This is a genomic window from Micromonospora sp. PLK6-60 (genome assembly GCF_019890675.1).
In the GTDB taxonomy this organism is placed as follows: Bacteria; Actinomycetota; Actinomycetes; order Mycobacteriales; family Micromonosporaceae; genus Micromonospora.
In genome coordinates this window covers 679,598-705,291 of record NZ_JAIOAA010000001.1, presented here as the reverse complement: position 1 = coordinate 705,291, position 25,694 = coordinate 679,598, and the positions used below count along the sequence as shown (strand labels likewise).

Annotated in this window: 25 protein-coding genes; 16 read left to right on the top strand and 9 right to left on the bottom strand. The window is 70.8% G+C overall.

Annotated elements, in window-relative coordinates; all coding sequences use genetic code 11:
• Positions 1-122: 122 nt before the first annotated feature.
• Positions 123-1,073, bottom strand: coding sequence for a UbiA family prenyltransferase (locus K7640_RS02945; protein WP_222953079.1), 951 nt, complete (start codon positions 1,071-1,073; stop codon positions 123-125).
• Positions 1,074-1,508: 435 nt separating this feature from the next.
• Between K7640_RS02945 and K7640_RS02940 the strand changes: the two genes are divergently transcribed.
• The 3 genes from K7640_RS02940 (at position 1,509) to K7640_RS02930 (ending at position 4,987) form a co-directional block, all read left to right on the top strand.
• Positions 1,509-3,248: a 2-isopropylmalate synthase gene (locus K7640_RS02940; RefSeq protein ID WP_222953078.1), complete on the top strand. Its 1,740-nt coding sequence runs from the start codon at positions 1,509-1,511 to the stop codon at positions 3,246-3,248.
• A gap of 97 nt (positions 3,249-3,345) precedes the next feature.
• The gene (locus K7640_RS02935) at positions 3,346-4,200 is read left to right on the top strand and encodes an alpha/beta fold hydrolase (RefSeq protein WP_222953077.1); all 855 of its coding nucleotides are present in this window, start codon (positions 3,346-3,348) and stop codon (positions 4,198-4,200) included.
• A gap of 91 nt (positions 4,201-4,291) precedes the next feature.
• Positions 4,292-4,987, top strand: a complete 696-nt coding sequence (locus K7640_RS02930; RefSeq protein ID WP_222953076.1) for a response regulator transcription factor — start codon at positions 4,292-4,294, stop codon at positions 4,985-4,987.
• Here K7640_RS02930 and K7640_RS02925 read toward each other — a convergent pair.
• Both K7640_RS02925 and K7640_RS02920 read right to left on the bottom strand, forming a co-directional pair.
• A complete protein-coding gene (locus K7640_RS02925; RefSeq protein ID WP_222953075.1) occupies positions 4,971-5,945 on the bottom strand; it encodes an aldo/keto reductase in 975 nt (324 codons plus the stop codon). The genes K7640_RS02930 and K7640_RS02925 overlap by 17 nt on opposite strands.
• A 266-nt stretch (positions 5,946-6,211) precedes the next feature.
• Complete coding sequence (locus tag K7640_RS02920) at positions 6,212-7,024, bottom strand: helix-turn-helix transcriptional regulator (protein WP_222953074.1); 813 nt, start codon at positions 7,022-7,024, stop codon at positions 6,212-6,214.
• 226 nt (positions 7,025-7,250) lie between these two features.
• Here K7640_RS02920 and K7640_RS02915 point away from each other — a divergent pair, with 226 nt between their 5' ends.
• Positions 7,251-8,321 carry a carboxymuconolactone decarboxylase family protein gene (locus tag K7640_RS02915; protein WP_222953073.1) on the top strand — a complete coding sequence of 357 codons (1,071 nt, stop codon included), beginning with the start codon at positions 7,251-7,253 and terminating at the stop codon, positions 8,319-8,321.
• Between the two features lie 33 nt (positions 8,322-8,354).
• Here K7640_RS02915 and K7640_RS02910 read toward each other — a convergent pair whose 3' ends face one another.
• Positions 8,355-9,167, bottom strand: coding sequence for an alpha/beta fold hydrolase (locus tag K7640_RS02910; RefSeq protein WP_222953072.1), 813 nt, complete (start codon positions 9,165-9,167; stop codon positions 8,355-8,357).
• Between the two features lie 103 nt (positions 9,168-9,270).
• Complete coding sequence (locus K7640_RS02905) at positions 9,271-9,981, bottom strand: response regulator transcription factor (RefSeq protein WP_222953071.1); 711 nt, start codon at positions 9,979-9,981, stop codon at positions 9,271-9,273.
• 383 nt (positions 9,982-10,364) lie between these two features.
• On the opposite strand from K7640_RS02905, the gene K7640_RS02900 reads away from it, so the two are divergent.
• The 6 genes from K7640_RS02900 (at position 10,365) to K7640_RS02875 (ending at position 15,099) form a co-directional block, all read left to right on the top strand.
• Positions 10,365-10,847 carry an SgcJ/EcaC family oxidoreductase gene (locus K7640_RS02900; RefSeq protein WP_222953070.1) on the top strand — a complete coding sequence of 161 codons (483 nt, stop codon included), beginning with the start codon at positions 10,365-10,367 and terminating at the stop codon, positions 10,845-10,847.
• Between the two features lie 143 nt (positions 10,848-10,990).
• Positions 10,991-11,470 carry an SgcJ/EcaC family oxidoreductase gene (locus K7640_RS02895; protein ID WP_222953069.1) on the top strand — a complete coding sequence of 160 codons (480 nt, stop codon included), beginning with the start codon at positions 10,991-10,993 and terminating at the stop codon, positions 11,468-11,470.
• A 35-nt stretch (positions 11,471-11,505) separates the two neighbouring features.
• Positions 11,506-11,961 (top strand): SgcJ/EcaC family oxidoreductase, encoded by a 456-nt coding sequence (locus K7640_RS02890; protein ID WP_222953068.1) that lies wholly within the window; start codon positions 11,506-11,508, stop codon positions 11,959-11,961.
• A gap of 81 nt (positions 11,962-12,042) precedes the next feature.
• Complete coding sequence (locus K7640_RS02885) at positions 12,043-13,110, top strand: glucose-1-phosphate thymidylyltransferase (protein WP_222953067.1); 1,068 nt, start codon at positions 12,043-12,045, stop codon at positions 13,108-13,110.
• 52 nt (positions 13,111-13,162) lie between these two features.
• Positions 13,163-13,687: a thiol peroxidase gene (gene tpx / locus K7640_RS02880; protein ID WP_222953066.1), complete on the top strand. Its 525-nt coding sequence runs from the start codon at positions 13,163-13,165 to the stop codon at positions 13,685-13,687.
• A 104-nt stretch (positions 13,688-13,791) separates the two neighbouring features.
• Positions 13,792-15,099, top strand: a complete 1,308-nt coding sequence (locus K7640_RS02875; RefSeq protein WP_222953065.1) for an activator-dependent family glycosyltransferase — start codon at positions 13,792-13,794, stop codon at positions 15,097-15,099.
• 76 nt (positions 15,100-15,175) lie between these two features.
• On the opposite strand, the gene K7640_RS02870 is transcribed toward K7640_RS02875, so the two are convergent.
• Positions 15,176-15,511: a DUF4440 domain-containing protein gene (locus tag K7640_RS02870; RefSeq protein ID WP_222953064.1), complete on the bottom strand. Its 336-nt coding sequence runs from the start codon at positions 15,509-15,511 to the stop codon at positions 15,176-15,178.
• A 223-nt stretch (positions 15,512-15,734) separates the two neighbouring features.
• Here K7640_RS02870 and K7640_RS02865 point away from each other — a divergent pair, with 223 nt between their 5' ends.
• Positions 15,735-17,291 carry a GMC family oxidoreductase gene (locus tag K7640_RS02865; RefSeq protein ID WP_222953063.1) on the top strand — a complete coding sequence of 519 codons (1,557 nt, stop codon included), beginning with the start codon at positions 15,735-15,737 and terminating at the stop codon, positions 17,289-17,291.
• 88 nt (positions 17,292-17,379) lie between these two features.
• Here the strand turns inward: K7640_RS02865 and K7640_RS02860 are convergent, their stop codons facing one another.
• Genes K7640_RS02860 through K7640_RS02850 form a run of 3 tightly spaced genes read right to left on the bottom strand, consistent with a single transcriptional unit; the run spans position 17,380 to position 20,732 of the window.
• Positions 17,380-18,612: an MFS transporter gene (locus K7640_RS02860; protein WP_222953062.1), complete on the bottom strand. Its 1,233-nt coding sequence runs from the start codon at positions 18,610-18,612 to the stop codon at positions 17,380-17,382.
• Positions 18,609-19,679 carry a GNAT family N-acetyltransferase gene (locus K7640_RS30700; RefSeq protein WP_222953061.1) on the bottom strand — a complete coding sequence of 357 codons (1,071 nt, stop codon included), beginning with the start codon at positions 19,677-19,679 and terminating at the stop codon, positions 18,609-18,611. Before K7640_RS30700 ends, K7640_RS02860 begins: the two co-directional genes overlap by 4 nt.
• A 15-nt stretch (positions 19,680-19,694) precedes the next feature.
• Positions 19,695-20,732, bottom strand: a complete 1,038-nt coding sequence (locus tag K7640_RS02850) for an NAD(P)-dependent alcohol dehydrogenase (protein ID WP_222953139.1) — start codon at positions 20,730-20,732, stop codon at positions 19,695-19,697.
• A 270-nt stretch (positions 20,733-21,002) separates the two neighbouring features.
• Here K7640_RS02850 and K7640_RS02845 point away from each other — a divergent pair, with 270 nt between their 5' ends.
• Genes K7640_RS02845 through K7640_RS02825 form a run of 5 tightly spaced genes read left to right on the top strand, consistent with a single transcriptional unit; the run spans position 21,003 to position 25,677 of the window.
• The gene (locus tag K7640_RS02845) at positions 21,003-22,277 is read left to right on the top strand and encodes an ATP-grasp domain-containing protein (protein WP_222953060.1); all 1,275 of its coding nucleotides are present in this window, start codon (positions 21,003-21,005) and stop codon (positions 22,275-22,277) included.
• A gap of 56 nt (positions 22,278-22,333) precedes the next feature.
• Positions 22,334-23,977 (top strand): NAD(P)/FAD-dependent oxidoreductase, encoded by a 1,644-nt coding sequence (locus K7640_RS02840; RefSeq protein WP_255607764.1) that lies wholly within the window; start codon positions 22,334-22,336, stop codon positions 23,975-23,977.
• Positions 23,967-24,308, top strand: coding sequence for a hypothetical protein (locus K7640_RS02835; RefSeq protein WP_222953058.1), 342 nt, complete (start codon positions 23,967-23,969; stop codon positions 24,306-24,308). The genes K7640_RS02840 and K7640_RS02835 overlap by 11 nt, the downstream gene beginning before the upstream one ends.
• The gene (locus K7640_RS02830; protein ID WP_222953057.1) at positions 24,308-24,925 is read left to right on the top strand and encodes a hypothetical protein; all 618 of its coding nucleotides are present in this window, start codon (positions 24,308-24,310) and stop codon (positions 24,923-24,925) included. The genes K7640_RS02835 and K7640_RS02830 overlap by 1 nt, the downstream gene beginning before the upstream one ends.
• Complete coding sequence (locus tag K7640_RS02825; protein ID WP_222953056.1) at positions 24,922-25,677, top strand: SDR family NAD(P)-dependent oxidoreductase; 756 nt, start codon at positions 24,922-24,924, stop codon at positions 25,675-25,677. Before K7640_RS02830 ends, K7640_RS02825 begins: the two co-directional genes overlap by 4 nt.
• The last annotated feature ends 17 nt before the right edge of the window (positions 25,678-25,694 follow it).

Below are 25,694 nucleotides of genomic sequence, written 5' to 3'. Positions count from 1 at the left end.
ATCGTCAGCCAAGGCTTCCTCCGGAACCCCAGTCATCCGGATAAGTTCATCTCCGATGGGTTGTCCGGATTAGTGCGGAAGTGCAGTTCCGGCTTCCCGCCGACCATCCTCACACAGAACTCTCATCCGAACAACAATTGCCCGCCCAGTGCGACAATCATGCCGAGGTTCATTAAGTACTGCGTTGCCATGAATGCCCGATATGGTCGACGGCTGTCCGACTCTGCTCGCTTAGCGGAGCCACCCAAACACACAATGGTTATGGCGATGGCGCCGCCGAGCATCGCCAACCCCGGCCAGATGAGCAGCGGCGAGGTCCACACCCCGGCCGCGCAGAAGGCCACGGCCAGCCCCAGGGCCGCGCCGGCCGCCGCCCGCCGCGCCGCCGCCTCGCCGTGCACCCCGGCCACCGTGCGCCGGCCCGCCGCGGCGTCGCCGGCGACGTCCGAGAGATCCTTGGTCAGCCCGCCCACCAACCCCATCCAGGTGGTCACGGCCGCCACGAAGACGACGAATTCCGGACCGGGATACGACGAGCCGGCCGCGGCGTACGCGAGGTGGCCGGCGTAGTAGGTCAACAACCCCAACGACAGCCCGGTGAGGGTCGAGGTGATCGCGTGCCGCTTGAGCTGCACCAGCGGGCTCGAGTAGCAGAAGCCGAGCGTGAGCAGGGCCAGCACCGCCCAGAAGAGGCCGCCGCCGAGCGTGGCGCCCCCGATGAGCGAGAGCGCCGCCGCGCCCACGGTGATCCGTCGGGCGGTCGCCGTGGGGAGGGCGCCGCGGGCGATCGGCCGGCGTGACCCGTTGATCCGATCCTCCTGGACGTCCGTGACGCCGTTGAACAGGTAGACGGCGAACACCGCGAGCTCCCAGACCACCGCCGCCGCGGCGATCCGTCCGAGATCGCCCCGGGGGGCGGCGATGCCGCTGAGCGCGCTGCCCACCAGGAATCGCAGCAGGAAGACCAGCAGGACGCTGGGGCGTGCCTCGACCACGCAGAGCCGCGCGATGTCGATCAGCCGCCGGAGGGGCTGCGGTCGCGGGGAGGTCGGTGCGACTTCGGTGTCCGCCATGAGCGGGATTATGTCCTGATCGAAGCGGGACAATAAAGGGGGTGGCGCGATCCTGGCCGCCTCTCCGCACGACGGGATATTGGTGAAACTTCAACTTTCGATACTGGTTGCTTCATATTCCGTCTCATTGCCGGTCACTTCGGCGCGGCGGGTCGCGGATCACGCGCGGTGCGGTGGCGTGGCGCGCAGGTTCGGTACGCAAACTACAACTTTCGATATCCCGAACGACTCCTAGGGTGCGACTCCGTGACGTCTTGCCGCCGGTCCGCTTGCCCCGGAGTCGGTCCCGGGTTAATTTCAGGCATGTCTCGGGACACTGAGTTCAGTGTCTTACGCAACTCACCGTGGTCAATAGATGCCCGATCTTGTGCGATTGTGGCATCGAACCGAACTGCGCCACGTGCGGGCGCGGGAGATTGTTAAGGAAGAGCAGCTATGGACTCGTACCGCCGCTACGCCCCCTTCCGCCGCATCGAGCTTCCCGACCGCACCTGGCCCGACCGTACGCTCACTCAGGCGCCCCGCTGGCTCTCCACCGATCTGCGGGACGGCAACCAGGCCCTGGTCGAGCCGATGTGTCCCAGCCGCAAGCTCAGGATGTTCGAGCTGCTGACAAGCATGGGATACCGGGAGATCGAGGTCGGTTTCCCCGCCGCCAGCCAGGACGAGACGGAATTCGTGCGGATGCTCATCGAGCAGGACCGCATTCCCGACGACGTGCGGATCACCGTCGGGGTGCCCGCCCGTGCCGAGCTGATCGAGCACACCGTGAAGAGCCTGCGCGGTGCGCGCCGGGCCACGGTCTGCGTCTTCAACGCGACGGCGCCGGCGAGCCGCAGCATGGTCTTCAAGGTCGACCGCGAGCAGTGCCGTGACCTCGCCGTCCAGGGGGCCCGCTGGGTGGTGCAGCACGCCGAGCGGCTCCTCGGCGACTGCGACTTCGGCTTCGAGTACACGCCCGAGATGTTCAACGAGACCGAGATGGACTTCGCGCTCGAGGTGTGCGAAGCGGTGATGGACGTCTGGCAACCCGGCCCGGGCCGGGAGACGGTGCTCAACCTGCCGTCCACGGTGGAGCGATCGGGGCCGCACATGTTCGCCGACCAGATCGAGTGGATGGACCGGCAGCTGTCCCGGCGCGAGCACATCTGCCTGTCGGTCCACCCGCACAACGACCGGGGCACCGCCGTCGCCGCCGCCGAACTGGCCATGGTGGCCGGGGCCGACCGGATCGAGGGCTGCCTGTTCGGCAACGGCGAGCGCACCGGCAACGTCTGTCTGGTCACGCTCGGGCTGAACCTGTTCAGCCAGGGGATCGACCCGCGCATCGACTTCTCCGACATGGCGCGGATCCGGGCGGTCACCGAGTACTGCACGCGCATCCCCGTCCATCCCCGGCATCCGTACGGCGGCGACCTCGTCTACACCGCCTTCGCCGGGTCGCACCAGGACGCGATCAACAAGGGACTCACCGCGCTCGCGCGGGAGGCGTCGGCGCAGGGCAGGCGACCCGAGGAGGCCGCCTGGACGGTGCCGTACCTGCCGATCGACCCGAAGGACATCGGTCGCTCGTACGAGTCGATCGTCCGGGTCAACAGCCAGTCGGGCAAGGGTGGCGTGGCCTACGTGCTGCGGTCCCGGCACGACCTCACCCTGCCGTACGGCCTCCAGGTCGACTTCGCCCACCTGGTGCAGGGCCACTCGGAGGCGACCGGCGACGAGATCGAACCGGCCCAGCTGTGGCGGCTCTTCGAGTCGGCGTACCTGGAGCCGGTGGGCGCCGGGGCGTCGGTGACCGCCGCCACCCTGTACGTGGACTGGCGTAACCGCCAGGTCGACGAGGTCACCAGCGCGGAACAGGCCCGGGTGGTCGAGGCGGTGCTGGCCGCGCAGGGGATCGACGTCCTGGCGGCGCACGTCGTGGAGTCGGCGCCGTCCGGCCACCCCGGATCCGACGACGACGACCTGCCCTTCGCCGTGTACGCGGAGTGCCGGGTCGAGGGCGAGGAGCGGCCGGTCTGGGGGGTCGGGCTCGACCCGGACATCGTCGCCGCGGCGGTGGCGGCGACCCGCTCCGCCGTCGGTCGCGCACGGCCCGACGATTCCGTCGTCCCCGAGTCCTGGTACCCCCCGGCCGACCTGGCGGCGCGCGCCGCGGCCAAAGTGGACGCCTGACCTGCCCTTCGCGCTCGCGATTCCCCCCGGGTTGGCTTCCTGTCGGCGCTAGGCAAGGATCAGCGTCACGGGAGCCATTCCTGGGGGGAGTCGCACTGTGCCTGACGTGGTGACATCGGACGGGGTACGCCTGTCCTACTCCGAGGCGGGGAGCGGACCGCCATTGATCATCATCCCCGGCATCGCGCAGCCGAAGTCCGTCTTCGTCCATCAGCTGGAGGGACTGCGCGAGCGGTGTCGGGTGATCGTCTACGACCAGCGCGGGCACGGCGACTCCGACAAGCCCGCGCACGGCTACCGCATCTCCCGACTGGCCAAGGACCTGGACGAACTCATCGAGGCGCTCGGTCTGGCGGAGATCACCCTGATGGGTTGGTCGCTGGGTTGCGCCGTGGCCTGGAGCTACTACGACCTCTTCGGGCCGAAGCGGCTGGCGCGGCTGATCCTGGTCGACGGCAGCGTGCTGCTGTGTGAGACGCCGGAGATGACCGAACAGGACATCGCCGACACCGGCGCGGCGTGGGACGCGGCCGGAGCGCTCGGGATCGTCAGCGCCATCCGCAACGACCAGGAGGAGCTGGTTCGCCGGCTGGTGAGCTCGTTCGTCACCGATGAGCGCACGGACGTGGAATGGCTGATCGGCGAGGCGCTCAGGATGCCCGCCGAGGCGACGGCGGCGCTGATGTTCGACTACGTCTACAGCGACTGGCGCGACGTCATCCCGCGGATCGCCCTGCCCACCCTGATCGTCGGCGCCACCCGCAGTCACATTCCCGTCTCGGTGCAGGAGTGGCTGCACCGCACCATTCCCGACTCCCAGCTGGCGGTGCTGCGCGACCGGGCGCACCTGCTGTTCTACGAGGAGCCGGAGACGTTCAACGAGCTGGTGGCGCGCTTCGTCGGCGAGCCGGCACCGGTGCCGGCGGGGGAGGCCGCGCGGGCGCGCGGGTGAGGCCCGCCCGTCGCGGTGTCGTCATTCGTACGCATCGCGACCGGCCGATTCGGATACCATCCTCCGCGAAGCTGACCGCAGGGAAGCGCCCATGTCGCAAGCACGTGACCACATCACGATCCTCCTCGTCGACGACCACGCACTGCTCCGCGAGGGCCTGCGGGAGATCCTGGAGGCGCAGGACGACATGTCCGTGGTGGGCGAGGCCGGGGACAGCGCGAGTGCCCTCGCACTGGCCGCCGAGTCGCGGCCGGACGTCGTCCTCCTCGACGTCGAGATTCCCGGGGAGGACGTCACCACGACGGTGAGCCGGCTCCGGGCCCGCACGCCGGACACCAAGGTGATCATCCTGAGCATGTACGACGGCCCGCAGCTGCTGCGCAGCCTGCTCGCCGCCGGCGTGCGGGGATATCTGCTCAAGAACGTGCACCGGCAGGAGTTGGTGGCGGCCATCCGCAGCGTCCACTCCGACGAGGGGCGGATCGTTCTCGCGGTCTCCCGGGAAAGCCTCGCCCAGGCGGAGGGGGGCGGGACCGACGTGCTCTCCACCCGCGAGCGCGAGGTGCTCGAACTCACGGCAGAGGCCCTGAGCAACACCCAGATCGCGTCCCGACTCAAGCTGACGGAGGCCACCGTCAAGCGGCACCTGCGCAACATCTTCGTCAAGCTGGGCGCGGTGTCCCGCATCGACGCCGTGAACAAGGCGGCGGCGGCATCGCTGATCACGGTCAAGGAACGGCCGGCCACGCCGCGAAGGTTGGGCGCCGCGCCTAACGATCCGGCGTGACGTCGTCGTCGCGCCGGTGGTCCGCTCCCGGCCCGGGCTCGGTCGGAAAGATCGTTTCGAGCCGGTCGCGCTCCTCGGTGGTGAACCGTACCTGCACCGCGGCGGCATCCATCTCCAGGTGCAGCGGATCGCGGGTGCTCGGCACCGGCACGACGCCCGGTTGGGCCAGCAACCACGCCAGCGCCAGCCGACTGAGGCTGACGTGCTTCTCGGCCGCCAACTGCTGGGCGGCGAGCAACCGGTGCCCGACGTGCTCCAGGCGCTGCGACCGAAAGCGCGGGTCGTCGCGTCGAACGTCGTCGGGGTGCAGGTGGTCGACCGAGCTGATCCGTCCGGTCAGCAGCCCGCGGGCGAGCGGGCGGGCGGCGATGACGGTGACGCCCAGGGCGCGGGCCGCCGGCAGCTCCGCCGCCTCGACGCCCCGCTCCAGGAGCGAATATTCGAGTGCCAGCGCGGCGACGGGACGCTCGGCGTGGGCACGGCGCAGCTCTTCCGCCGTGGCGTGTGACAGGCCGATGTGTCTGATCTTTCCGGCGTCGACCAGCCGACCCAGCTCGCCCACACTCTCCTCCACCGGCACGCGGGGGTCGATCCCCAGGTAGAAGAGGTCGATGGCGTCGACGGCGAGGCGCCGCAGCGAGGCGTCGCAGGCGCGGGCCAGGGCACCGGGCCGACCGTCGCCGCCGACCGGCCCGCCCGCGGCGTCCACACGCGGCCCGCCCCGGGTCGCGATCAGCACCCGGCTGCCCCGGATCGCCTTCCCGACGATCCGCTCGAGGTCGGCCCCCCGGTGCGCGCCGGCCATGTCGATCATCCGGACGCCGAGCTCCAGGGCGCGCCGTACGGTGCTGCTGATCTCGGTCCTGCCGACCGGGCCGTACTCGCCGGTCAGCGCGTTGCCGCCCAGACCGAGCGCCGGGAAGACCAGGTCAGCCAGCCCTACGTTTCCGGTTCCCATACAGTCCCTCGATCGCCCCCGCGAATGCCCGGTCGACGCCTGTCTCTCCGGTCCCAGCAGCGCCCGCGGGACGGTCAAGCCGGGGACCGGACTCCCGGGCGAGGCGTTCTGCCGCGTGCGAAGCCTCAAACTACCTCCACCGATGCTCCGCCAGTTGCCCCGAGGTGAATTCCGCGAAGGACGCGGCCGACCTGGACGGCGACAGCGGCCTCACCGGATGGACGGGCGCCCGGTCGGTGGCGAACCAGCGCCGCGGCGCGCCGGTGTCACGCGGCCGCCTCCAGGTTGGCGACGACCGAGTCGGCGCGCATGTCGGGGAGCGCCAGCAGCACCGGGGGATCGAGCGGGCAGGCCGGCCGGATGGTCAGGTCGGCGATCCGCACCACGCCCGGATGCATGGTGATCGGTCCGTGGTACCCGACCGCCATCCCCTCGCATCCGTCGGCCGCCGCGCTCGGGCCCGTGCCCTGCCCGGCCGGCCGGCCCTGGGGGCAGCAGGCCACCGCGTACCAGGTGCCCGGCGGCACGTCGTCGAGCACGTACGACCCGGTGCGGGGCAGGACGGCGCACCGCACCGGCTCGCCCTGCGGGATTCGGCTGGGAAAGAGCCCGACGAAGACGGGCCCCGCGCAGACCGTGTCGGTGCACGAGATGGTGCCGCGTACCGTCGACCGGGTGTGCGTGACGGCCCGGTGGCTGCCGTCGATCCGGCCGTTCGGGAAGGACCGCCAGGGCCGGCGACCACCGAGCCGCCGGTAGGTGCGCGGCGGCACACCCACGCTGTACGCGAAGCGCGAGCTGAAGGTGCCGACGCTGGTGTAGCCGACCATGTGGCTGATGTCGGTGACCGTCAGCGACGTCGACGTGAGAAGCTGCTTTGCCTTCTGCAGGCGAACGGCGGAGAGAAAACGGCCCGGGGTGAGCCCGGTCGTTCGCTGGAAGATTCGGGTGAAGTGGAACTTGCTGTACCTTGCCGTGCGGGCCAGGTCATCGATGCAGAGTTCCTCGCCGTAGTTTTCGTGGATGGCCTCGATGACGTGTTCCACGGCCCGCTCGACCGCCTGCTCGACCGCCTGCATAACGACTCCCAAAGATGTCAGCTTTATTCGTCCTCAGTGCTGGCTATCTTCAGAGTCGTCAATGCGGTTCAACGTCGACAGACCCGCCCGGCCTGCAAACGTGGCTAGGGCCCGGGGTAGCCGGATGGCTACCCCCAAAAGTCACCCCGAGCAATCATCGATTCGTTCGGTCCGGGTTGGAATAATCGAGCCGGACCAAGCGAATGTCAACCGACTGGGGGCAGGCATGGCAAGCGTGTTCCTCCGAGCTTCCCGGCGCAGTTCCCTGGCCCAGATCCGGTACGTCGAGCCGGTCCGGCCCGGGACCGGCGGCGGGCTCGTCAACCGGGTCTACGACCAGGTCGAGCGGGATTTCGGCATGCTCGCGCCGCCGATCGCGCTGCACTCACCGGCCCCCGACGTGCTCGCCGCCGCCTGGCTGATGCTGCGCGAGACGCTCGTCGCCACCGGCCGGGTCGACCGACCCACCAAGGAGGCCGTCGGCACCGCGGTCTCCCGGGGCAACGCCTGCCCGTACTGCGTGGAGGTGCACAGCGCCACGTTGGACGGCCTCACCGGCACGGGCGGGCCGGTCGCCGACGCCGGCCGGCGGGAGGTGGTCGCCTGGGCGGCCGGCTGCGCGACCGCTGCCACCGCGGACAGCCTCGTCCGGGTGCCGTTCCCCGCCGGCCACGCCGCGGAGCTGGTCGGAGTGGTGGTCACCTTCCACTACCTCAACCGCATGGTCAACGTGTTCCTCCGCGAGTCGCCCTTCCCGTCCGGCCTGCCCGCTCCGGCGCGTGGCGGGCTGCTCCGGCTGCTCGTGCGGATCCTGCGGCCGGTGACCCGGGCGCCCCGACGGCCCGGAGACGCCGCGGATCTGCTGCCCGCCGCGGCGGTGCCCGACGACCTCGGGTGGACCGCCGGGAGCCCGCACGTCGCCGACGCGTTCGCCCGGGCGGCGGCCGCCGTCGAGGCGGCCGCCGCCCGGCACACGCCGGCGGCGGTCCGGGAGCTGGTGCTGTCGCAGCTGGCCGGGTGGCACGGGGAGCCCCCGGGCGTGAGCCGCGCCTGGGCCACCGACGCCGTGGCGGGGCTCGCGGTCGCCGATCGGCCGGCCGGCCGGCTGGCCCTGCTGACCGTGCTGGCTTCCTATCAGGTCAGCCCGCCCGTCGTCGACGACTGCCGTGCCGTCGGGCTGACCGACGAGGCGCTCATCGCGCTCACCTCGTGGGCGAGCCTGACGGCGGCGCGGCGGGTGGGCGGTTGGACCTGGGACTCACTGCGTGGCCACCGCGAATTCAGCGGGCGGCCGTGACCCGTCGCCGGGTCGCCGCCGGGCCGGCCCGGCTCACGCGGAGTCGTGTTCGCGAGCCCGGTCGAGCCACTCGGTGATCAACGCCTTGAGCAGGTCGGGTTGCTCGTGCGGCAATGCGTGGCCGGCGCGGTCGAGCACCGCGAAGGTGGCCCGAGGATAGTGCTCGAGCAGGTCCCAGGGGCCGGCGTAGCCCACCATGGAATCCTGGCGGCCGGTGACGATCAGCGCGGGGCTGGCATATTTCGGGCCCTTCTCGGGGCTGGTGCTGAACATCCAGTTCGCGCCGATCCGGGCGAGGCCCTCGTCGTCGGCCAGTTCGGCGGAGGGGGCCACGTATTCCCGGAAGCGCTCCAGCGTGGCCGGCGTCTGCACGACGAAGTAGTCGCGGAAGGTGCTCTCCTCCGCCGGGTCCAGGGTGTCGCCCCGGTCTACCGAGTCGTGCAGCACCTGGTGCGCCGGCACGTCCCGCACGTGCTCACCGAGCGGACAGATCAGCGCCAGCCCGCTCACCTGCTTCGGCCGGCGACCGGCGATGGCCCGGGCATAGTAGGCGCCCGCGGAATGACCGATGAGCCGGAACGGCTCCTTACCGACCACCCCGTCGACGAACGCCAGCAGCAGGTCCAGCACGTCGTCGCCGCTGTTGAGCGTCTCCGGCGCGGGCGTGTGCCCCATGGCCGGCAGATCCGGGTAGATACGCCGATGATCCTTCACGTCGTCGAATATCGGTTCCATGGCGCTTGTCATTTCCCGGTGATCCACGTTCGCGCCGTGCAGCACCAGGACCGGTGTCCCGTCGCCGTACTCGACGTAGTTCACCGGGACATCGAGCGCTTTGAACTCCATAATCAGTCCAACCTGTCGTGTTCGTCGGCGGTCCGGTGGCGGTGAAACCAGGATAACCGCGGCGAGTGCTCTTTTCCCGATCAGTCACCGCGACACACGGGCATTACGCTCCCGCGAGAATTCCGTCGGTGAGCGCGACCGCGACCGCGTGCGTCCTGGTGGGACAATTGAGCTTCGCGAGCACATTCGACACGAGACGCTTGACGCCGTGTGGCGAAATGGTCAGCCGCCGGGCGATCTGCTTGTTGCTCAGCCCTTCGACGAGCAGTTCGAGCACCTGCCGCTCCCGCGGCGTCAGGTTCGAGCCGGCCGCCGCCGGTCGCACGACGCTCTCCCGGGCCCGGGAGAGCAGCCGGTCGGCCAGCATCGTCGGCATCGGCGTCTCCCCGTCGGTGACCCTCGTGATGGCGGCGGCCAACGAGGCGGACGTCAGGTCCTCCTGGACGATGAATCCGTTGCTCGGGACGGTGATGACGCCGTCCAGGGTGTCCTCGTGGTCCCGGTGCAGCAGCAGGAGCACCTTCGTGCCGCGCTCCCGGGCGTCGCGCGCCAGCCGTTGCGTGGCGTCGGCGTCGAGGTCGCCGTAGCGGAGGATGAGCAGATCGGGCGCACGGTCCCGCGCGGCCGCGGCGACCCGGGGCGCGAAGTCCACCGACCCCCACAGGTGAACCCCGTCGACCATCGCCAGGGAGTTCAACATGACGGCGAGTCCATGGCGGACACACTCGTCGGCCACCAGGAGCTCGACCTGGATGCCTTTCGGCGTCGGTTGCCACGATTCGAGATGAACCACCACAGCTGAAGTCTCGGTCATATCGGCCCACTGCCTAGCTCGACGACGTCCCTCGTCTTGGACCCTAGGAGCTCCGCTCATCGGCTTCAACCGAACCGCCGAAGGGTGCAAGTCAGGGTATCGAAAGGTGTAGTCCGAGTGGCGTGTTCGGGGCAGCGGCGTAGCGTCATCCGGTTACCCGGACCGGTCCGGGAGAGCCGGCGGCCGCGGGATCGGCACACCAGGAGAAGACAGCGCGTACCGCCGGCGGCATGCTCGACCCGACGTCCTTCTCTCCCCGCGCCGGCGGTGATGTCGGCTGCCGATCGTCCGGCCCGGCGGTCGGGGCGGGGGAGACCGGCGGACCCGCGCTGGACCGCGGTCCGCCGGTGATCCGGACGGCTGTGGCGAAGGGAGTCCCGACAATGACCGAAGACAGTTCCTCGTGGGGTGACGCCGGCACCATGCTGGCGACCGCGGGCGTGGCGGAGGACCAGTCGTACTACCGGCAGTTCACCGGCGCCGACGAGAAGGCCGCGCTCACCATCGGCCAACGGATACAGGCGGCCTGGGCGGCCAACGACGCGGACGCCTTCGCCGAGGTCTTCGCCGAGAACGGCAGCCTGCTGCTGGGGGACGAGCAACTGACCAGCCGGGAGGAGATCCGGGCGTACATGGCCAAGGGCTTCGCCGGCCCGCTGCGCGGCGCCCGGGTCACCGGGTGGCCGCTGGCGGTCACGTTCCTCAACGACGACGCCGCCTTCCTGGTCACCCAGGGCGGCATCATGTACGCCACGGACGACGAGCTGCTCCCGCAGCGGGAGATCCGGGCGGTCTGGGTGATCGCCCGGCGCGCACCCGGGGTGCTGGAGCTGATGTCCCACCAGGGCAGCCCGATCCGCGGCTGACACCGTGCTCCCCTCGCCGGCCCGGAGCAAGCACGGAGATGCGTTCCCCGAGCGCCCGGACCGACGATGGGGTGGCAACGCGGGTCACCACCGAATGGCCTGTCCTGGACGTTGTATCGGTCCATGCGGAATGGAGTTCTGACATGTCGACGAGCACTTCGCCCGAGGTGGCGGACAAGGCTGCCCAGCTGGCCGCCTACTACGGTCCGTTCACCGGCGAGAAGGAGAAGCAAGCCCTGAGCGTTCCGCTGCGGCTCGTAGCGGCCTGGGCGAAGAACGATGCCGCCGGCATCGCCGAGGTGTTCACCGAGGACGGCATCATGATCCTCCCCGGTGACGTCTACAAGGTGGGCCGGGGGGAGGTCCTCTCCTTCATGGCCGCCGCCTTCGCGGGGCCGTTCAAGGGCACCGGCGTGACCGGGCGCCCGGTGGACGTGCGGTTCGTCGGTGACGACGTCGCGCTGCTGCGTACCCACGGCGGGATCCTCGCCCCCGGCGAGACCGACATCGCCCCCGAGCTCGCCGTCCGGTCCACCTGGGTCACCGTCCTGCGCGACGGCCAGTGGCAGCTCGCCGCCTACCAGAACAGCCCCCGTGGCGAGGGCGCCACGCTCCGCTGGTGACATCCGCACCGCATCACGGCAACAGGGAGGACCAGATGACCGAGAAAGCCGCGTCGCTCGTCGAGAGCGCCAAGAAGTGGGCGACCTACTACGGCGGATACCCGAACGGCGAGAAGGGCGCCGCGTACACCGCGGCCCTGCGCGTCCGGGCCGCCTGGGACGCCAACGACGCGGACGCCTTCGCCGACATGTTCGTGGAGAACGGCAGCATGCTCGTCGGCGACCGGCAGTTGATGAACCGCGAGGAGATCCGGGCGTACATGGCCGAGGTGTTCAGCGGCCCCTACCAGGGCTCGACGCTCACCGAGGAGCCCCTGGAGATCCGGCTGCTGACCGACACGGTCGCGCTGGCGGTCACCGACGGCGGGATCATCCCGCGCGGCGCGAGCACCGTCGACCCCGCCAACCTGGTACGGGGCACGTGGATCATCCGCAAGACCGACAGCGACTGGCGGATCGTCTCGCGACAGACGAGCCCGATCAAGGGCTGACCGGACGGTGTCCTCTCTCCGCGAGGCTCTCCACCGACGTATGAGCACTGGGACCGGTGACGGTTCCGGAGAGGACCTGATGTGAAAGCCCTCGTGCTGGCGGGTGGGTCCGGCACCCGCCTGCGCCCCTTCAGCCACTCGATGCCCAAGCAGCTCATCCCGTTGGCGAACAAGCCGATCCTGGCGTACGTCCTGGAGGACATCGCCCGGATGGGCGTGACCGAGGTCGCGATGATCGTCGGGCGCTGGGCGTCGGACATCGTCGGCGCCATCGGCGACGGCGCCCGGTTCGGCCTGCGGATCAGCTACATCGAGCAGGACCAGCCGCTCGGCCTGGCCCACTGCGTACGGCTGGCCGAGCCGTTCCTCGGCGCCGACGACTTCGTCATGTACCTGGGGGACAACGTCCTGCCGGACGGGGCCGCCGACCTCGCGGCGGAGTTCCGGGCGCGCCGCCCGGCCGCGCACATCGTCGTGCAGAAGGTCGGCGACCCGCACCGGTTCGGGATCGTGGAGGTGGCGCCGAACGGGGCGGTGGAGCGGCTGGTCGAGAAGCCGGCGCAGCCGCGGTCCGACCTGGCGGTCGTCGGGGTGTACTTCTTCACCGCGGCCATCCACCGGGCGGTGGCGTCCATCGCGCCCAGCGACCGCGGCGAGCTGGAGATCACCGACGCCATCCAGTGGTTGCTGGCGAACGGGGCGGCGGTCGAGGCGAGCCGCTACGAGGGCTACTGGCGGGACATCGGGCACACCGAGGACGTCCTGGCCTGCAACGGCCGGCTCCTCGGCGCCCTGCGGCCGGACATCGCCGGCGAGGTGGACGACGCCAGCAGCGTGGTCGGTGACGTGGTCGTCGAACGCGGGGCACGCGTCGTCCGCTCCCGGATCGAGGGCCCGGCGATCGTCGGCGCGCACACGCTGATCGAGGACAGCCACGTCGGGCCGAACACCGCGATCGGACGCGCCTGCACCCTGTCCGCCACCGACCTGGCCGAGTCCATCGTGCAGGACGGATCGTCGATCTCGTCCGTGCGCGGCCTGCGCAGTTCCGTCATCGGTCGCTCCGCGGCCATCAAGTCCATCGACCACGGCAGTCCCTACCATCGCCTGGCGATCAGCGACCACGTGAGCGTCGAGCTGGCCGGATAGCGGCCCACGCCCACAGGTCCCGCGGATCCCGGTGAGGAGTCCGGAGAGAATCATGACCACTATCGCGGAGCGGACCGGCGTCACGACCTTCCGGGGCAGGCCGGTCACCCTGCTCGGGACACCGGTGAGCGTGGGGGACAAGGCACCCGACTTCACCGTCCTCGGCACCGACATGTCGCCGGTGACGCTGGCTTCCTCGCGCGGCACCGTACGCATCATCTCCGCCGTTCCGTCGCTGGAGACGCCGGTCTGCGACCAGCAGACGCGGCGCTTCCACGAGGCGGCTCAGGGGGTCGACGGCCTCCGGGTGCTGACCGTGTCCGTCGATCTCCCGTTCGCCCAGCAGCGCTGGTGCGGGGCGGCGGGCCTGGCCGACGTGCAGACCCTCTCCGACCACCGCGACGTCTCCTTCGGCCTGGCGTACGGCGTGCTGATCAAGGAACTGCGCCTGCTCGCCCGGGCGGTCTTCGTCGTCGACGCGAACGACGACGTGGTGCACGCCCAGTACGTCCCGGCGATCGAGCAGCACCCGGATCACGACGCCGCGCTCGCCGCGGCGCGCGCCGCCCGGACGTGACCCTAGGCTGAGCGGCGGGTCAGCAGAATCGCACGCTGGGAGGTGCCGGCCCGGCCGGCGACGGCGACGCTGGGACCTAAACACGGACAAGGGAAGGACTCCCCATGCGCGTGCTGTTCGTACCGGCCATCAACAGGTCTCAGCTCTACGTGATGACCCCCTTGGCGTGGGCGCTGCGGACCGCCGGGCATCAGGTCCGGGTCGCCAGCCAGCCCGACCTGGCCGAGCACATCGCCTCCATCGGCCTGACCCCCGCGCCCGTCGGTCGCCCGATGACGGACCTCAAGAAGGACATGGAGGAGGCCGAGCCGGAGCAGGACCCGGTGGCTCCGGCAACCGATCCGCGTACCCGGGCGAGGTCCACCCAGGCCGAGTACGGCTGGGGTGATCCGGCAGCGACGCTGGCGCACCTGACCTGGGACTTCTACAAGCTGCTCACCCCGGACTCGATGATCGACGACCTGGTGGACTACGCCCTGCGCTGGCGGCCGGACCTGATCGTGTGGAACACGCTGGCCTTCGCCGGTCCGGTCGCCGCCCGGGTGAGCGGCGCGGCACACGCGCGCATGCCCTGGGGCGTCGACGCGCACGCGCAGATCCGCGCCGGCTTCCGTCAGGCGCGCGCCGAGCGCGGCGAGGACGCGCTGCCCGATCCGATGGAGCAGTGGTTGGGGCCGTTCCTGCGGCGCCACGGCGCGCACTTCGACGAGGAGATCGCGCTCGGGCAGTGGACCATCGACCCGGCGCCGCCGTGGGTCTACCACCCGGCCGACGCCGGGGTGCACTACGTGCCGGTGCGCCCCACCCCCTTCAACGGCCCGGCCACCGTGCCGGACTGGGTGCACGAGCCGCCCACCCGCAAGCGGGTCTGCCTGACGCTCGGCGTCTCCAACCGGGAGGGTCATGGCGTCGAGGCGTCGCCGCGTGACCTGCTCGAGGCCGTGGCGGATCTCGACATCGAGGTCGTCGCCACGTTCAACGAGCGGCAGATCGGCGCGGGGACCGACCTGCCCGACAACGTCCGCCTGGTGGACTTCGTGCCGCTGAGCGTGCTGCTGCCGACCTGCTCGGCCATCGTGCACCACGGCGGTCCGGGGTCCTTCGCCACGGCCTTGGAGCACGGCGTGCCGCAGCTGATCGTCAACGGCACGTACTGGCACGTGAAGTATTGGGGGTCGATCGCCGCGGCCGACGGGCTGGAGGCCCGCGGCGCCGGCGTGCACGTCGCCGACGGCGACAACCTGACCCCGGAGAAGCTGCGCAAGCAACTGATCCGGGTGCTGGAGGACCCGTCGTTCGCCCGCAACGCCGAGCAGTTGCGCGTCGAACTGACCGGCCAGCCCACCCCGAACGAAATCGTTCCGCTGCTGGAGAAGCTGACCGCGGCGCATCGCGTCGCCCGCCCGGCCTAGCTCCGCAGTTCAGAAAGATCCCCGCGCCGAAATTGCGGCGCGGGGATCTTTTCGGGACCGGGAAACCGGCCGCCGGTCAGCTCGGGAAGTTCGTGCTGGCCGCGACCAGGAGCTTCCATTCGCCGTCCTGTTTCGTGAAGGTCAGCGCGGTGATGAAGTGCTCCTCGAAGTCGGGGAACGTCAACGTGCTGTCGAGGACCAGCAGGGCGGTGTGCTCGCCGATGACCTCCTTCATCGGCACGAAGCTCGACGTGAAGCTCATCTGGAACAGCCCGTGGAAGAGGGCGGCCACCTGCTCCTTGTCCCACTGGGCGTCGCCGGTCGAGTCGATCTTGGTGACGTCGTCGCGATAGAAGCGCATGAGGCCGTCGACGTCCCGGGCGTCGAACGCCTCGTTGTACCGGCGGTACATCTCGTCGAATTCCTGCTCGGCCCGCGTCCTCGTCAGAGTGCGGGTTTCCGTGCCATTTTGCCCCGGCATTGTCACGACCTTTCGATCCGCGGGCGGTTGTCGCCCAGATCGTAACCGTCGGCCGGTTCCATCTCTTGTTCGACAGTGCGGAAAACTGTGCAACCTCGGAGTGGGATTCCGCTGGTGAACGCTTCATTCTGGCCCTGGAGACAGGATTGGAGGAATGGTGAGCAATTATGACTACGTGATCGTCGGCGCCGGCTCCGCGGGCTGTGTGCTCGCGTCGCGGCTGAGCGAGGACCCGGACGTCTCGGTGTGCCTGATCGAGGCGGGCCCCGCGGACACCGCGCAGAACATCCACGTGCCGGCGGCCTTCGCGAAGCTCTTCCGGACCGCGCTGGACTGGGACTACGACAGCCACGACGAGCCCCACCTCGACCGGCGCCGGGTCTACCTCCCGCGCGGCCGGGTGCTCGGCGGCACCAGCTCGATCAACACCCAGATCTACATCCGCGGCAACCGCCTCGACTACGACGGGTGGCAGCAGCCGGGCTGGAGCTACGACGAGGTGCTGCCCTACTTCAAGCGCTCGGAGGACAACGAGCGCGGCGAGTCGCGGTTCCACGGCAGCGGCGGCCCGCTCGCGGTGTCGGAGAACCGGTCCCGCAACCCGATGTCGACGGCGTTCGTGGAGGCCGCGGTCGAGGCCGGTCACCACGCCAACGACGACTTCAACGGCGCCGAGCAGGACGGCTTCGGCTACTTCCAGCTCACCCAGAAGGGCGGGCGCCGGGCGAGCACGTCGACCGCCTTCCTGCACCCGGCGATGAACCGGTCGAACCTGACCGTCGAGACCAACCTCCAGGTCCACCGCGTGCTCATTGAGCACGGGTCGGCGACCGGCGTCGTCGCGCAACGCCTCGACGAGGCCGTCACCATCAGGGCCGACCGCGAGGTCATCCTCGCCGCCGGCACGTACAACTCGCCCCAGCTGCTGATGTACTCGGGCATCGGCCCGGCCGCCGGTCTCGCTCCGCTGGGCCTGCCGGTCGTGGTGGACCTGCCGCACGTCGGGCAGAACCTCCAGGACCACGTGCTGATCCCGTTGATCTTCCAGCACGAGCACCCGATCAGCATGCTGGCCGCCGGCGCGCCGGAGAACCTCGAGCAGTTCATGTCCGAGGGGCGCGGCCCGCTCACCTGCAACGGCCCGGAGGTCGGTGGCTTCGCGCGTACCGCCGACGGGCTGCCGGCGCCGGACGTGGAGTTCCTCGCCGCGCCGGTGATGTTCGTCGACACCGGACTCGGCATCCCGACCGGACACGCGCTGTCCTTCGGCCCGTCGATGATCACCCCACGCAGCCGCGGGCACGTGACCCTGGCCTCCGAGGACCCGACCACCAAGCCGCGGATCGTGCACAACTACTTCGCCGACCCGGAGGACCTGGCGTCCGCCGTGGTGGGTCTGCGGATGGCCCTGGAGATCTCCCGGCAGAAGGCGCTCGGCGCCTACACGGTGTCGCCGTTCCGGCCGCCGGCCTCGGAGTCCGACGCCGCCCTGGCCGACTACATCCGCCGCTACACCCACTCCATCTTCCACCCCGTCGGCACCTGCGCGATGGGCTCGGTGGTCGACGCGGAGCTGCGGGTGCTCGGCGTCTCCCAACTGCGCGTCGTCGACGCCTCGGTGATGCCGACCATCGTGCGCGGCAACACCAACGCCCCGACGATCATGATCGCGGAGAAGGCCGCCGACCTGATCCGCAAGTCCGGCTCCTGACCCGCCAGCTCGGGGGAGCGGTGCAAGGAAGGGCCCCTTATTAACAGACGTCTGTTAATAAGGGGCCCTTCCTTGCACCGCAGGCGACTCAGGAGACCTGGGTCTCGACGCGCCGGTCCGGGGCGGCGGCCGGGACCGGGCCGGGGCGTAGGCCGCGGACCGTCGCGGCCAGCACGGCGGCGACCAGCAGCGCGCCCACGCCGAGCAGCGAGAAAGCCCGGGTGCCGAACGCCTCGAAGAGCCACACCGCGATCACCGAGCCGAGGACCAGACCGGTGTCGCCGAACATCCCGAAGATCCCCCAGGCCCGGCCGGTGCCGCCGCCGTGCTGCTGGATCCCGCGCCGGGCGATGAGATAGATGTACGCCTGCGCCACCATGAACACGGCGATCCCGATCAGCCCCCACGCGAGGACGGCCACCGCGTTCAGCGCGATGCAGGACACGCCGAGCACGGCGATGCCGACGCTGGCCATCCGGGGCAGCCGCCACCAGTCGGAGACCCGGGCGAGCAGCTGGTTCGCGGCGGCGAACACCAGCATGCCGAGGCCGAGCACCCAGGCGGCGCGGCCGGTCGGGTCCTCGTAGGCCCGGGCCAGATACAGCGGGACCAGTGGTTCCGCCGCCGCCCAGAGCAGGTTGGCGAACAGGTCGACGATGGCGAAGAAGGCGATGGCGCGCAGCAGCGGCCGGAGGCGTTCGGACCGGGCGGCCGGCACGTCCTCGGCGGGCGGCACGCTGCGGGCCCGGTCGGGCAGCACGACCCACGCCACCAGGGCGTTCACCAGCGTCAGCAGCGCGGTGGCGGCCAGCACCGCCGGATAGTCGGCGAACGGATAGACGAGCCCGACGACCAGCGGGCCGCCGGCGAAGCTCAGCACCGCGACGCTGCCCAGATGCGCGTAGCCGCTCGTCGGGTCCCGGCCGTGCTCGGCGGAAATCACCGTCAACGACCGGTACAGGACCGGGGTGAGCACCCCGTCGGCGGCACCCCAGATCAGCCGGCCCAGGATCGCCGGCTCGGCGGTGTCGGCGAAGATGATGAAGGACATGCCGATCGCGGCCGCGACGAGCCCCACCAACGCCGTCGCCCGCAGCCCCCAGGAGTCGGCGAGATAGCCGCCCACCGGCTGGCCGAGGATCTTCGTCACCGCGAAGCCGGTGAGGAAGATGGCCAGCTCGGTCGCGCTCAGCCCGAGGCGCTCGGAGATCCGGGGCAGGTACGGCAACAGCGCCGTGTACCCGATGTTGGTGCCCACGATGGTGGTGAGCAGGACGGCGAGGTTCCCCGAATAGCCCAGCCGCCGGCCCAGGGCGATCATTCGCGACCCGTGTTCTGCGCGAGGTACTCGTGCAGGCCCTTGTTCATCCGTTCGAGCGCGTCGGTGACCTCCGGCCGCGAGCCGGTCTGGTAGACCAACGCCCACACGTCGGCGCCGTCGAAGGCGTGCTTTTCCTTGTAGGCGTAGTTGCACCGGCCGGCGTTGATGACCTCGGCGCCGTTGGCCACCGCGTAGCGCAGCGACTCGTACATGAGGAAGGCGTACGTGTTCAGCTCGCTCATCTTCTCGTTGTCGAGCCCGGCGAAGACCAGGCTGAGTCGTCCCCGGTAGAGGAAGCAGTAGAACGCTCCGACCATCCGGTCGTCGTGCTCGGCGACCAGCAGGACGGCGCCCGGCACGCCGGTCACGGCGCGGAACATCTCGGGACCGTAGATGTTGTCGGTGTGCTTCTCCGAGGAGCCGATCGCCAAGCGGGCGAACTCGTCAAGTCGCGGCACCATCTCGGCGCCCGTCAGCACCCGCAGCCGCACCCCGCTCTCCTGGGCCCGGCGCCACTGGCGGCCGAGCTCACGGCGGGGCTTGGAGGTCATCCGGCCGAGGAACGCGGACTCGGAACCACCCACCGGCGCCTCGTAGGCCCGGTCCAGCAGCACCGGGTAACCGTCGGGCCGGACCGCGGACCACGCGTCGACCTCGGCACCGTCGAGGTTGGCGAAGACCAGCGCCTCCGCGCCCCACCGCCGCGCCTGCTCCAGGCCGAGGTCGACGGCGTGTTCCCGGTAGCCGGCCGAGCTGCCGCCCGCGCCGCCGTGCACGCCGTAGACGGTGGACGAGAAGACCACCGGGCCGGACCAGACCGGCTCGATCCCCGCCGTCTTCTCGTAGTCGCGCCAGATCGGCGAGTGGTCGACCAGGTAGTAGGGCACCAGCTCCGGCGCCGGCCCGCCCTCGAGCACCAGGTGACGGGACGCGCGGACGCGTTCGGCGCGGACGCCCTCCCACGCCCGGGTCCAGGCGACCGTCGTACAGAAGAAGCGTCCGTCGAGCGGACCGGCCGCGACGGCGGCGGCGGAGTCCACCCAACGGGCCCGTACGGTGTCAGTCACTTGCCACCCTCCTTCTCAGATGGTCGAGGCGTCGATGACGAACCGATAGCGCACGTCACCCGCCAGTACCCTGCCATACGCCTCGTTTATCCGATCGGCGGAGATCATTTCAATATCCGCGCCGATTCCGTGCTCCGCGCAGAAGTCGAGAGTTTCCTGCGTTTCCGCTATGCCGCCGAACATGGATCCGGCGAGCCGTTTGCGGCCGTCGATCAGTGCGAACAGGTTGAGCGGCACCGGGGCCTCCGGCGCGCCGACGTTCACCAGCGTGCCGTCGTTGCGCACCAGCGAAAGGTACGCGCCGAGGTCGAGCGGCTCCGACACCGTGGACAGCATGAGGTCGAAGGCGCCGGTCAGCCGGGCGAAGGTCGCCGGATCGCTGCTCAGGTGGAAGTGGTCGGCGCCGAGCTTGACCGCGTCCTCCCGCTTGCCCGGCGACCGGGACAGCACGCTCACCTCGGCGCCCAGCGCGTGGGCGATCTTCACGGCCAGGTGGCCGAGCCCGCCCAGGCCGACCACGGCGACCTTGCTGCCGGGCCCGGCCTGCCAGTAGCGCAGCGGCGAGTAGGTGGTGAGACCCGCGCACAGCAGCGGGGCTGCCGCCTCGAGCGACAGCGTGTCCGGGATGCGCAGGACGTAGTTCTCGTCGACGACGATGGACCGGGAGTACCCACCGTAGGTGGGCTCGCCGTGGCGGTCCCGCGCGTTGTACGTGAAGACCATGCTCGGGCAGAACTGCTCCTGGCCACCCCGGCAGTGCGCGCAGGTGCGGCAGGATTCGACGAGGCAGCCGACGCCCACCCGGTCGCCGACCGCGAAGCCGGTGACCGCGGCGCCGACCTCGGCCACCACGCCGGTGATCTCGTGTCCCGGCACCATCGGGAAGATCGCCTCTCCCCAGCCGGCGCGCGCCTGGTGGATGTCGGAGTGGCAGATGCCGGTGTACGCGATGTCGATCGACACGTCGTGGTCGCCGACGGGGCGGCGGTCGATCGTGGTGCGCCGCAGCGGCTCCTTGGCGGCGGGCACGGCGTATGCGGCAACGGTGCTCATCAGAGGCTTCTCCTCGTGGGCGCGCGAACGGTTGCCCGCTGGGTGGACACACGCGACCGCCTGCTGCCCGACCGCGTTCAACAACCCAGCCTGGGGCGCGTACCCGGCCCGTGTCTTCTTCCATCGCGCGATCTTTCCGCTGCGGCGGGCGCTGTCGACGACGGCCGGACGCTCCCGCAACGTCGGAGTGGGCGCGCCGATCACGGTGCGTCGATCATTTCTGATATGAGGGAGCACCCGGCAGATCTCGGACCTGACCCAATGGCGGACGTGCGGCGACGCGACGCCGACGAGTACGGCGCCTTCGCCTCGGCCGATCCCCGCCCCCTGCTGCTTCTGGTCAACAGCTTGTGTGCCGACTATCGCGAGTGGGCGCTGCGTGGCCTGCACCGGGAGTTCCGGTTGTGGCTGCTGGACGCGCGGGAGGCCAGCTGGGACCGGCCGTACCTCGTCGGGCAGACCTGCGTCGACGCGCTGGACACCGACGAGGCCATCGCGGCGGCCAAGGAGCTCGCCAGCCGGCTGCCGATCGCGGGCGTGCTGTGTTACGACGAGATGCGGATCTGGGCCGCGGCGCGGATCGCGGCCGCGCTGGGGCTGCCCACCAGCACCCCCGACGCCGTCCTCGCCTGCCGGGACAAGCGGCTGACCCGGGAGCGGATGGCCGCCGCCGGGGCGGGCGCGGTCCGCTCCGTCGCGGTGGCCGACGCGGCGGGCGCGGGCCGAGCCGCCGCGCAGATCGGCTACCCGGTGGTGCTCAAGCCCCGGGCGCTCGCCGGCAGCGAGGGGGTCACCCGGATCGACCGACCCGAGCAGCTGGAGGCCGAGTTCGCCTTCGCCGACGGCGCGCACGTGACCGACGCGCCCCGATTCGCCGAAGGGGTGCTCGTCGAGGAGTACCTGGACGGCCCGGAGATCACCGTCGACTCGGTGGTGTGGCGCGGTGAGGTCCGGCCCGCCTTCATCTCGCACAAGGAGCAGCGCCTCGCCCCGACGTTCGAGGAGACGGGGCACGTCGTCACCGCCGACGACCCGCTGCTGCGCGACGAGCGGCTGCGGGCGGTGGTGCAGTCGGCCCACACCGCGTTGGGTTTCACGCACGGCGTCACCCACACCGAGGTGCGGCTGACCGCGAAGGGCCCCCGCATCATCGAGGTGAACGGGCGGCTGGGCGGCGACATGATCACGTACGTCGGGCTGCTGGCCACCGGGATCGACCTGGCCGTGGCCGCCGGCCGGCTGGCCGTGGACGAGCTGCCGGACCTCACCCCGCGCCGCCGGTCCACCGCCGCCGTGCGGTTCTACTACCCGCCGCACGACCTCGTTGTGGAGGAGCTGCGGCTCGATCCGGCCGGCCTGCCGGCCGGCATCTGGGAATGCACCATCCTCGCCGGGCCGGGCCAGCGGCTGCTGCTCCCACCGCGGTCGTTCGTGGACGGCCGGCTGGCCGCCGGCTTCGCCGTCGGCGCCGACGAGGCGGCCTGCCAGCACGCGCTGGACGAGCTCGGCACCCTGCTACGGGTGCGCGGCCGACCGATCGATTGACGAGTTGAATTCCTTTCGAATACCGGCGCCATTCACGAAGGGCGGCAGTTTCAAAGATGCGACCAGATACGCACCGCCATGACCATGGCAGGGTGAATTCAACAAAGCTGCATACCACACCGTACGATGCCGTCATTGTCGGCGGTGGTCACAACGGACTCGTGTGCGCGGCTTACCTCGCGCGCAGCGGTCGGCGGGTCGCCGTCGTCGAGCGACGCGATGTCGTGGGCGGCGCCTGCGTCACCGAGGAATTGATTCCCGGTTACCGTTTCTCCACGGCGAGTCTGGTGACGGCGCTGTTTCCGCAGCAGATCATCGACGACCTGGGCCTGGCCCGGCACGGCCTGGAGGTCATCGCCCGGGACCCGTCCGTGACGGCACTCTTCCCCGGCGGCCGGAGTCTGACCCTGGGCGCCGACGAGGTCGCCAACGCCACCGAGATCAGCAGGTACTCGGCGCGGGACGCCAAGGCGTACGCCGAGTACGGGCGGACGATGCGGCGGCTCGCCAAGGTGGTGGAGCCGTACCTGGTCGGCCCGTCGCGGACCCCGCTGTTCGACGACATACCGGCGTTGAAGGCCGTGCTGCGCACGGCCACCGACCTGCCCGACGCGGATCTGCGGCTGCTCGTGACGGCGCTGTTCGGCAGCGCGCGGGAGCTGCTCGACGACTGGTTCGAGTCCGACGAGGTCAAGGTGCCGCTCTGCACCGAGGGCACCACCGGCGTCGACGGCGGACCGTCCACTCCCGGCACCGCGTACCTCATGCTCTACCACCAGCTCACCACCGGTGAGTGGGGCCGGCCGGCGTGGGGTCACGTCAAGGGCGGCATGGGCGGGATCACCCAGGCGCTCGCCGCCGCCTGCCGGGAGTACGGGGTGGACATCCTCACCGGCCGGTCGGTGGACCGAATCCGGACCGGACCGGACGGCGCCGAGGCGGTCGAGCTGGACGACGGCGCCCGGCTCACCGCGCGGGCGATCGTCTCGGCGGCCGACCCGCGGACGACGTTCCTGCGCCTGCTGGACGCCGACGCCGTGCCCGTCGCCTACCGCAGCGTGGTCGCCGGCGCCGACTACCCGGGGGTGGTCGCCAAGATGCACCTGGCCCTCGACCGGCTCCCGGAGGTCCGCGGCCTCGACCCCGCGGGTCCGCACCTGCGCGGCACGCTGATGCTCATTCCCAGCCTCGACCACCTGGACCGGATCCACGCCGAGGCCGCCCAGGGCCTGCTGCCCAGCGAGCCGCAGGTGGAGTGCACGGTCCCCACCGTCCTGGACCCCGGCCTCGCCCCGCCCGGCCGGCACGTCATGAGCGTCTACCTCCAGTACGTCCCGTACACGCTCGCCGACACCACCTGGGACGAGGCGCGGGAGGCCTTCGCCGACCAGGTGCTGGCGTACATGGAGTCGTACCTGCCGGGCCTGACGGCGTCCGTCGTCGACCGCAGGATGCACACCCCGGTGGACCTGGAGCGCGACTTCGGGCTGCCGGGCGGAAACCTTTACCACGGCGCGATGTCGCCCCGCGACCTGTTCGCGGGCCGACCCGTCGCCGGGTACCCCGACTATCGCACACCCGTCCCACGCCTGTACCTCTGCGGCTCCGGTACCCGTCCAGGCGGGGGCGTCTTCGGGGTACCCGGCCGCAACGCGAGCGACGTGGTGCTGCGCGACTTGGAGGACGGACATGCCCGCTGACCGGCCGACGGCCGAAACCCCGCTCGCGGAGTACGGGCCCATCACCCCCATCACCCTGCCGGTCGACGGCCGGATGCCCGACCCGGCGACGGGCGGCTCCAGCAAGGCGGAGTACGACGACTACTTCCGCCTGATCCGCGAGCGCCCGGACCTGGCGGCGTGGTCGCGGTCCTGCCTGGACGTGCAGCGCCAGGTTCTCGCCGACCTCGACCTGACCGAACTGTCCGCCGAGGACCGCTGCGACATCCTGGCGGGCTGCCTCGTGGTGCTGCACGCGACCCTCGACCGGTGGGTGGCCACGGGCGGGCAACGGCGCCGGGAGGTGGCCTAGTGACCGACCGTCACCTCAGCGGTCGACCCCGGCTCGGCCGGCCGACGTCCGGGCGGATGCCGGCCGGCGGGGGCCAGGCGGTGCTCCGCTGGAAGGTCGGCCATCAGCTGTTCCACCTGCACCTGGCCGCGATGAACACGCTGCTTGTCGACGCGCGCGCCGCGCTCGACGCCCGGCGCTGGGGGGCGCTCACCGACTGCCTCGATCAGCTCCGCGTCCTGTACGACGCGGCGACCGCGACGATGCGGTACGCCGCCGACTTCAGCCCGGCGACGTACGAGGGGCTGATCCGCCCGTCGATGGCGCCGCCGTACCTGAGCCCCGGGTTCTCCGGGGTGCTCAACAGCGAACACGAGCAGATGTTGGAACGCTTCCGCGCCCTGCGCCGGCAGTTGAAGCAGCTGCAACGCGCGGGCGACCTGCCGGCGGCGGTGGGGGAGGCGGGCGCCCGGCTGTGGTCCGCGCAGTCCCGCAACCGCAAGAACCACGTGCTCGTCTGCGAGAAGTTCGTCCCGGAGGGCAGGTCGCTGCTCAAGGAGTACTTCCAGGCGCAGGAGGACGCGGCCGATCCCGCGCAGCGGACTGCGCGACATGAACCGAGGGAAGGCGGGCAATGACCGGGACCAGTGGACGGGCCGTTCTTGTCACCGGCGCGTCACGAGGAATCGGGCGGGCGATCGCCAAGGCGTTCGCCGCCAACGGAGACCGGGTGGCGGTCAACTACCGCACAAACGACAAGCTCGCCGAGGCCCTGGTCGACGAGCTGCCCGGCGAGGGGCACCTCGCCGTGCAGGCCGACATCGCGGACCCCGACGCGGTCCAGCGGTTGGTGGACACCGTGGCGAAGGCGTTCGGTCGCATCGACGTCCTGGTCAACAACGCCGGCGTCTTCGTCGACCATCCCATCCTGTCCTCGTCCTACCAGGACTGGCAGGCGGCGTGGCGGGCGGAACTCGACATCAACCTCGTCGGCGCCGCCAACGTCACCTGGTGCGCCGTGCGGCACATGAGCGCCGGCGGACGGGTGGTCAACATGTCGTCGCGGGGCGCCTACCGGGGCGAGCTGGACTGCTCCGGCGACGCGGCCAGCAAGGCCGGCCTCACCGCGTTCGGGCAGACCATCGCCCTCGAACTCGCGCCGCGCGGCATCGCGGTGGCCTCGGTCGCGCCGGGTTGGGTCGAGACGGAGATGACCACCGACTACGTCACGGGTCCCGGCGCCGACGCGATCATGGCGCAGAGCCCGTTCGGGCGGGTGGCTCAACCCGACGAGGTGGCCGGCGCCGTGCTCTACCTCGCGTCGCCCGGGGCCGAGTGGGCCAGCGGGGCGGTGCTCCACCTCAACGGCGCGTCCTACCTCCGCTGCTGAGTCGAGCGCGAGCTGAC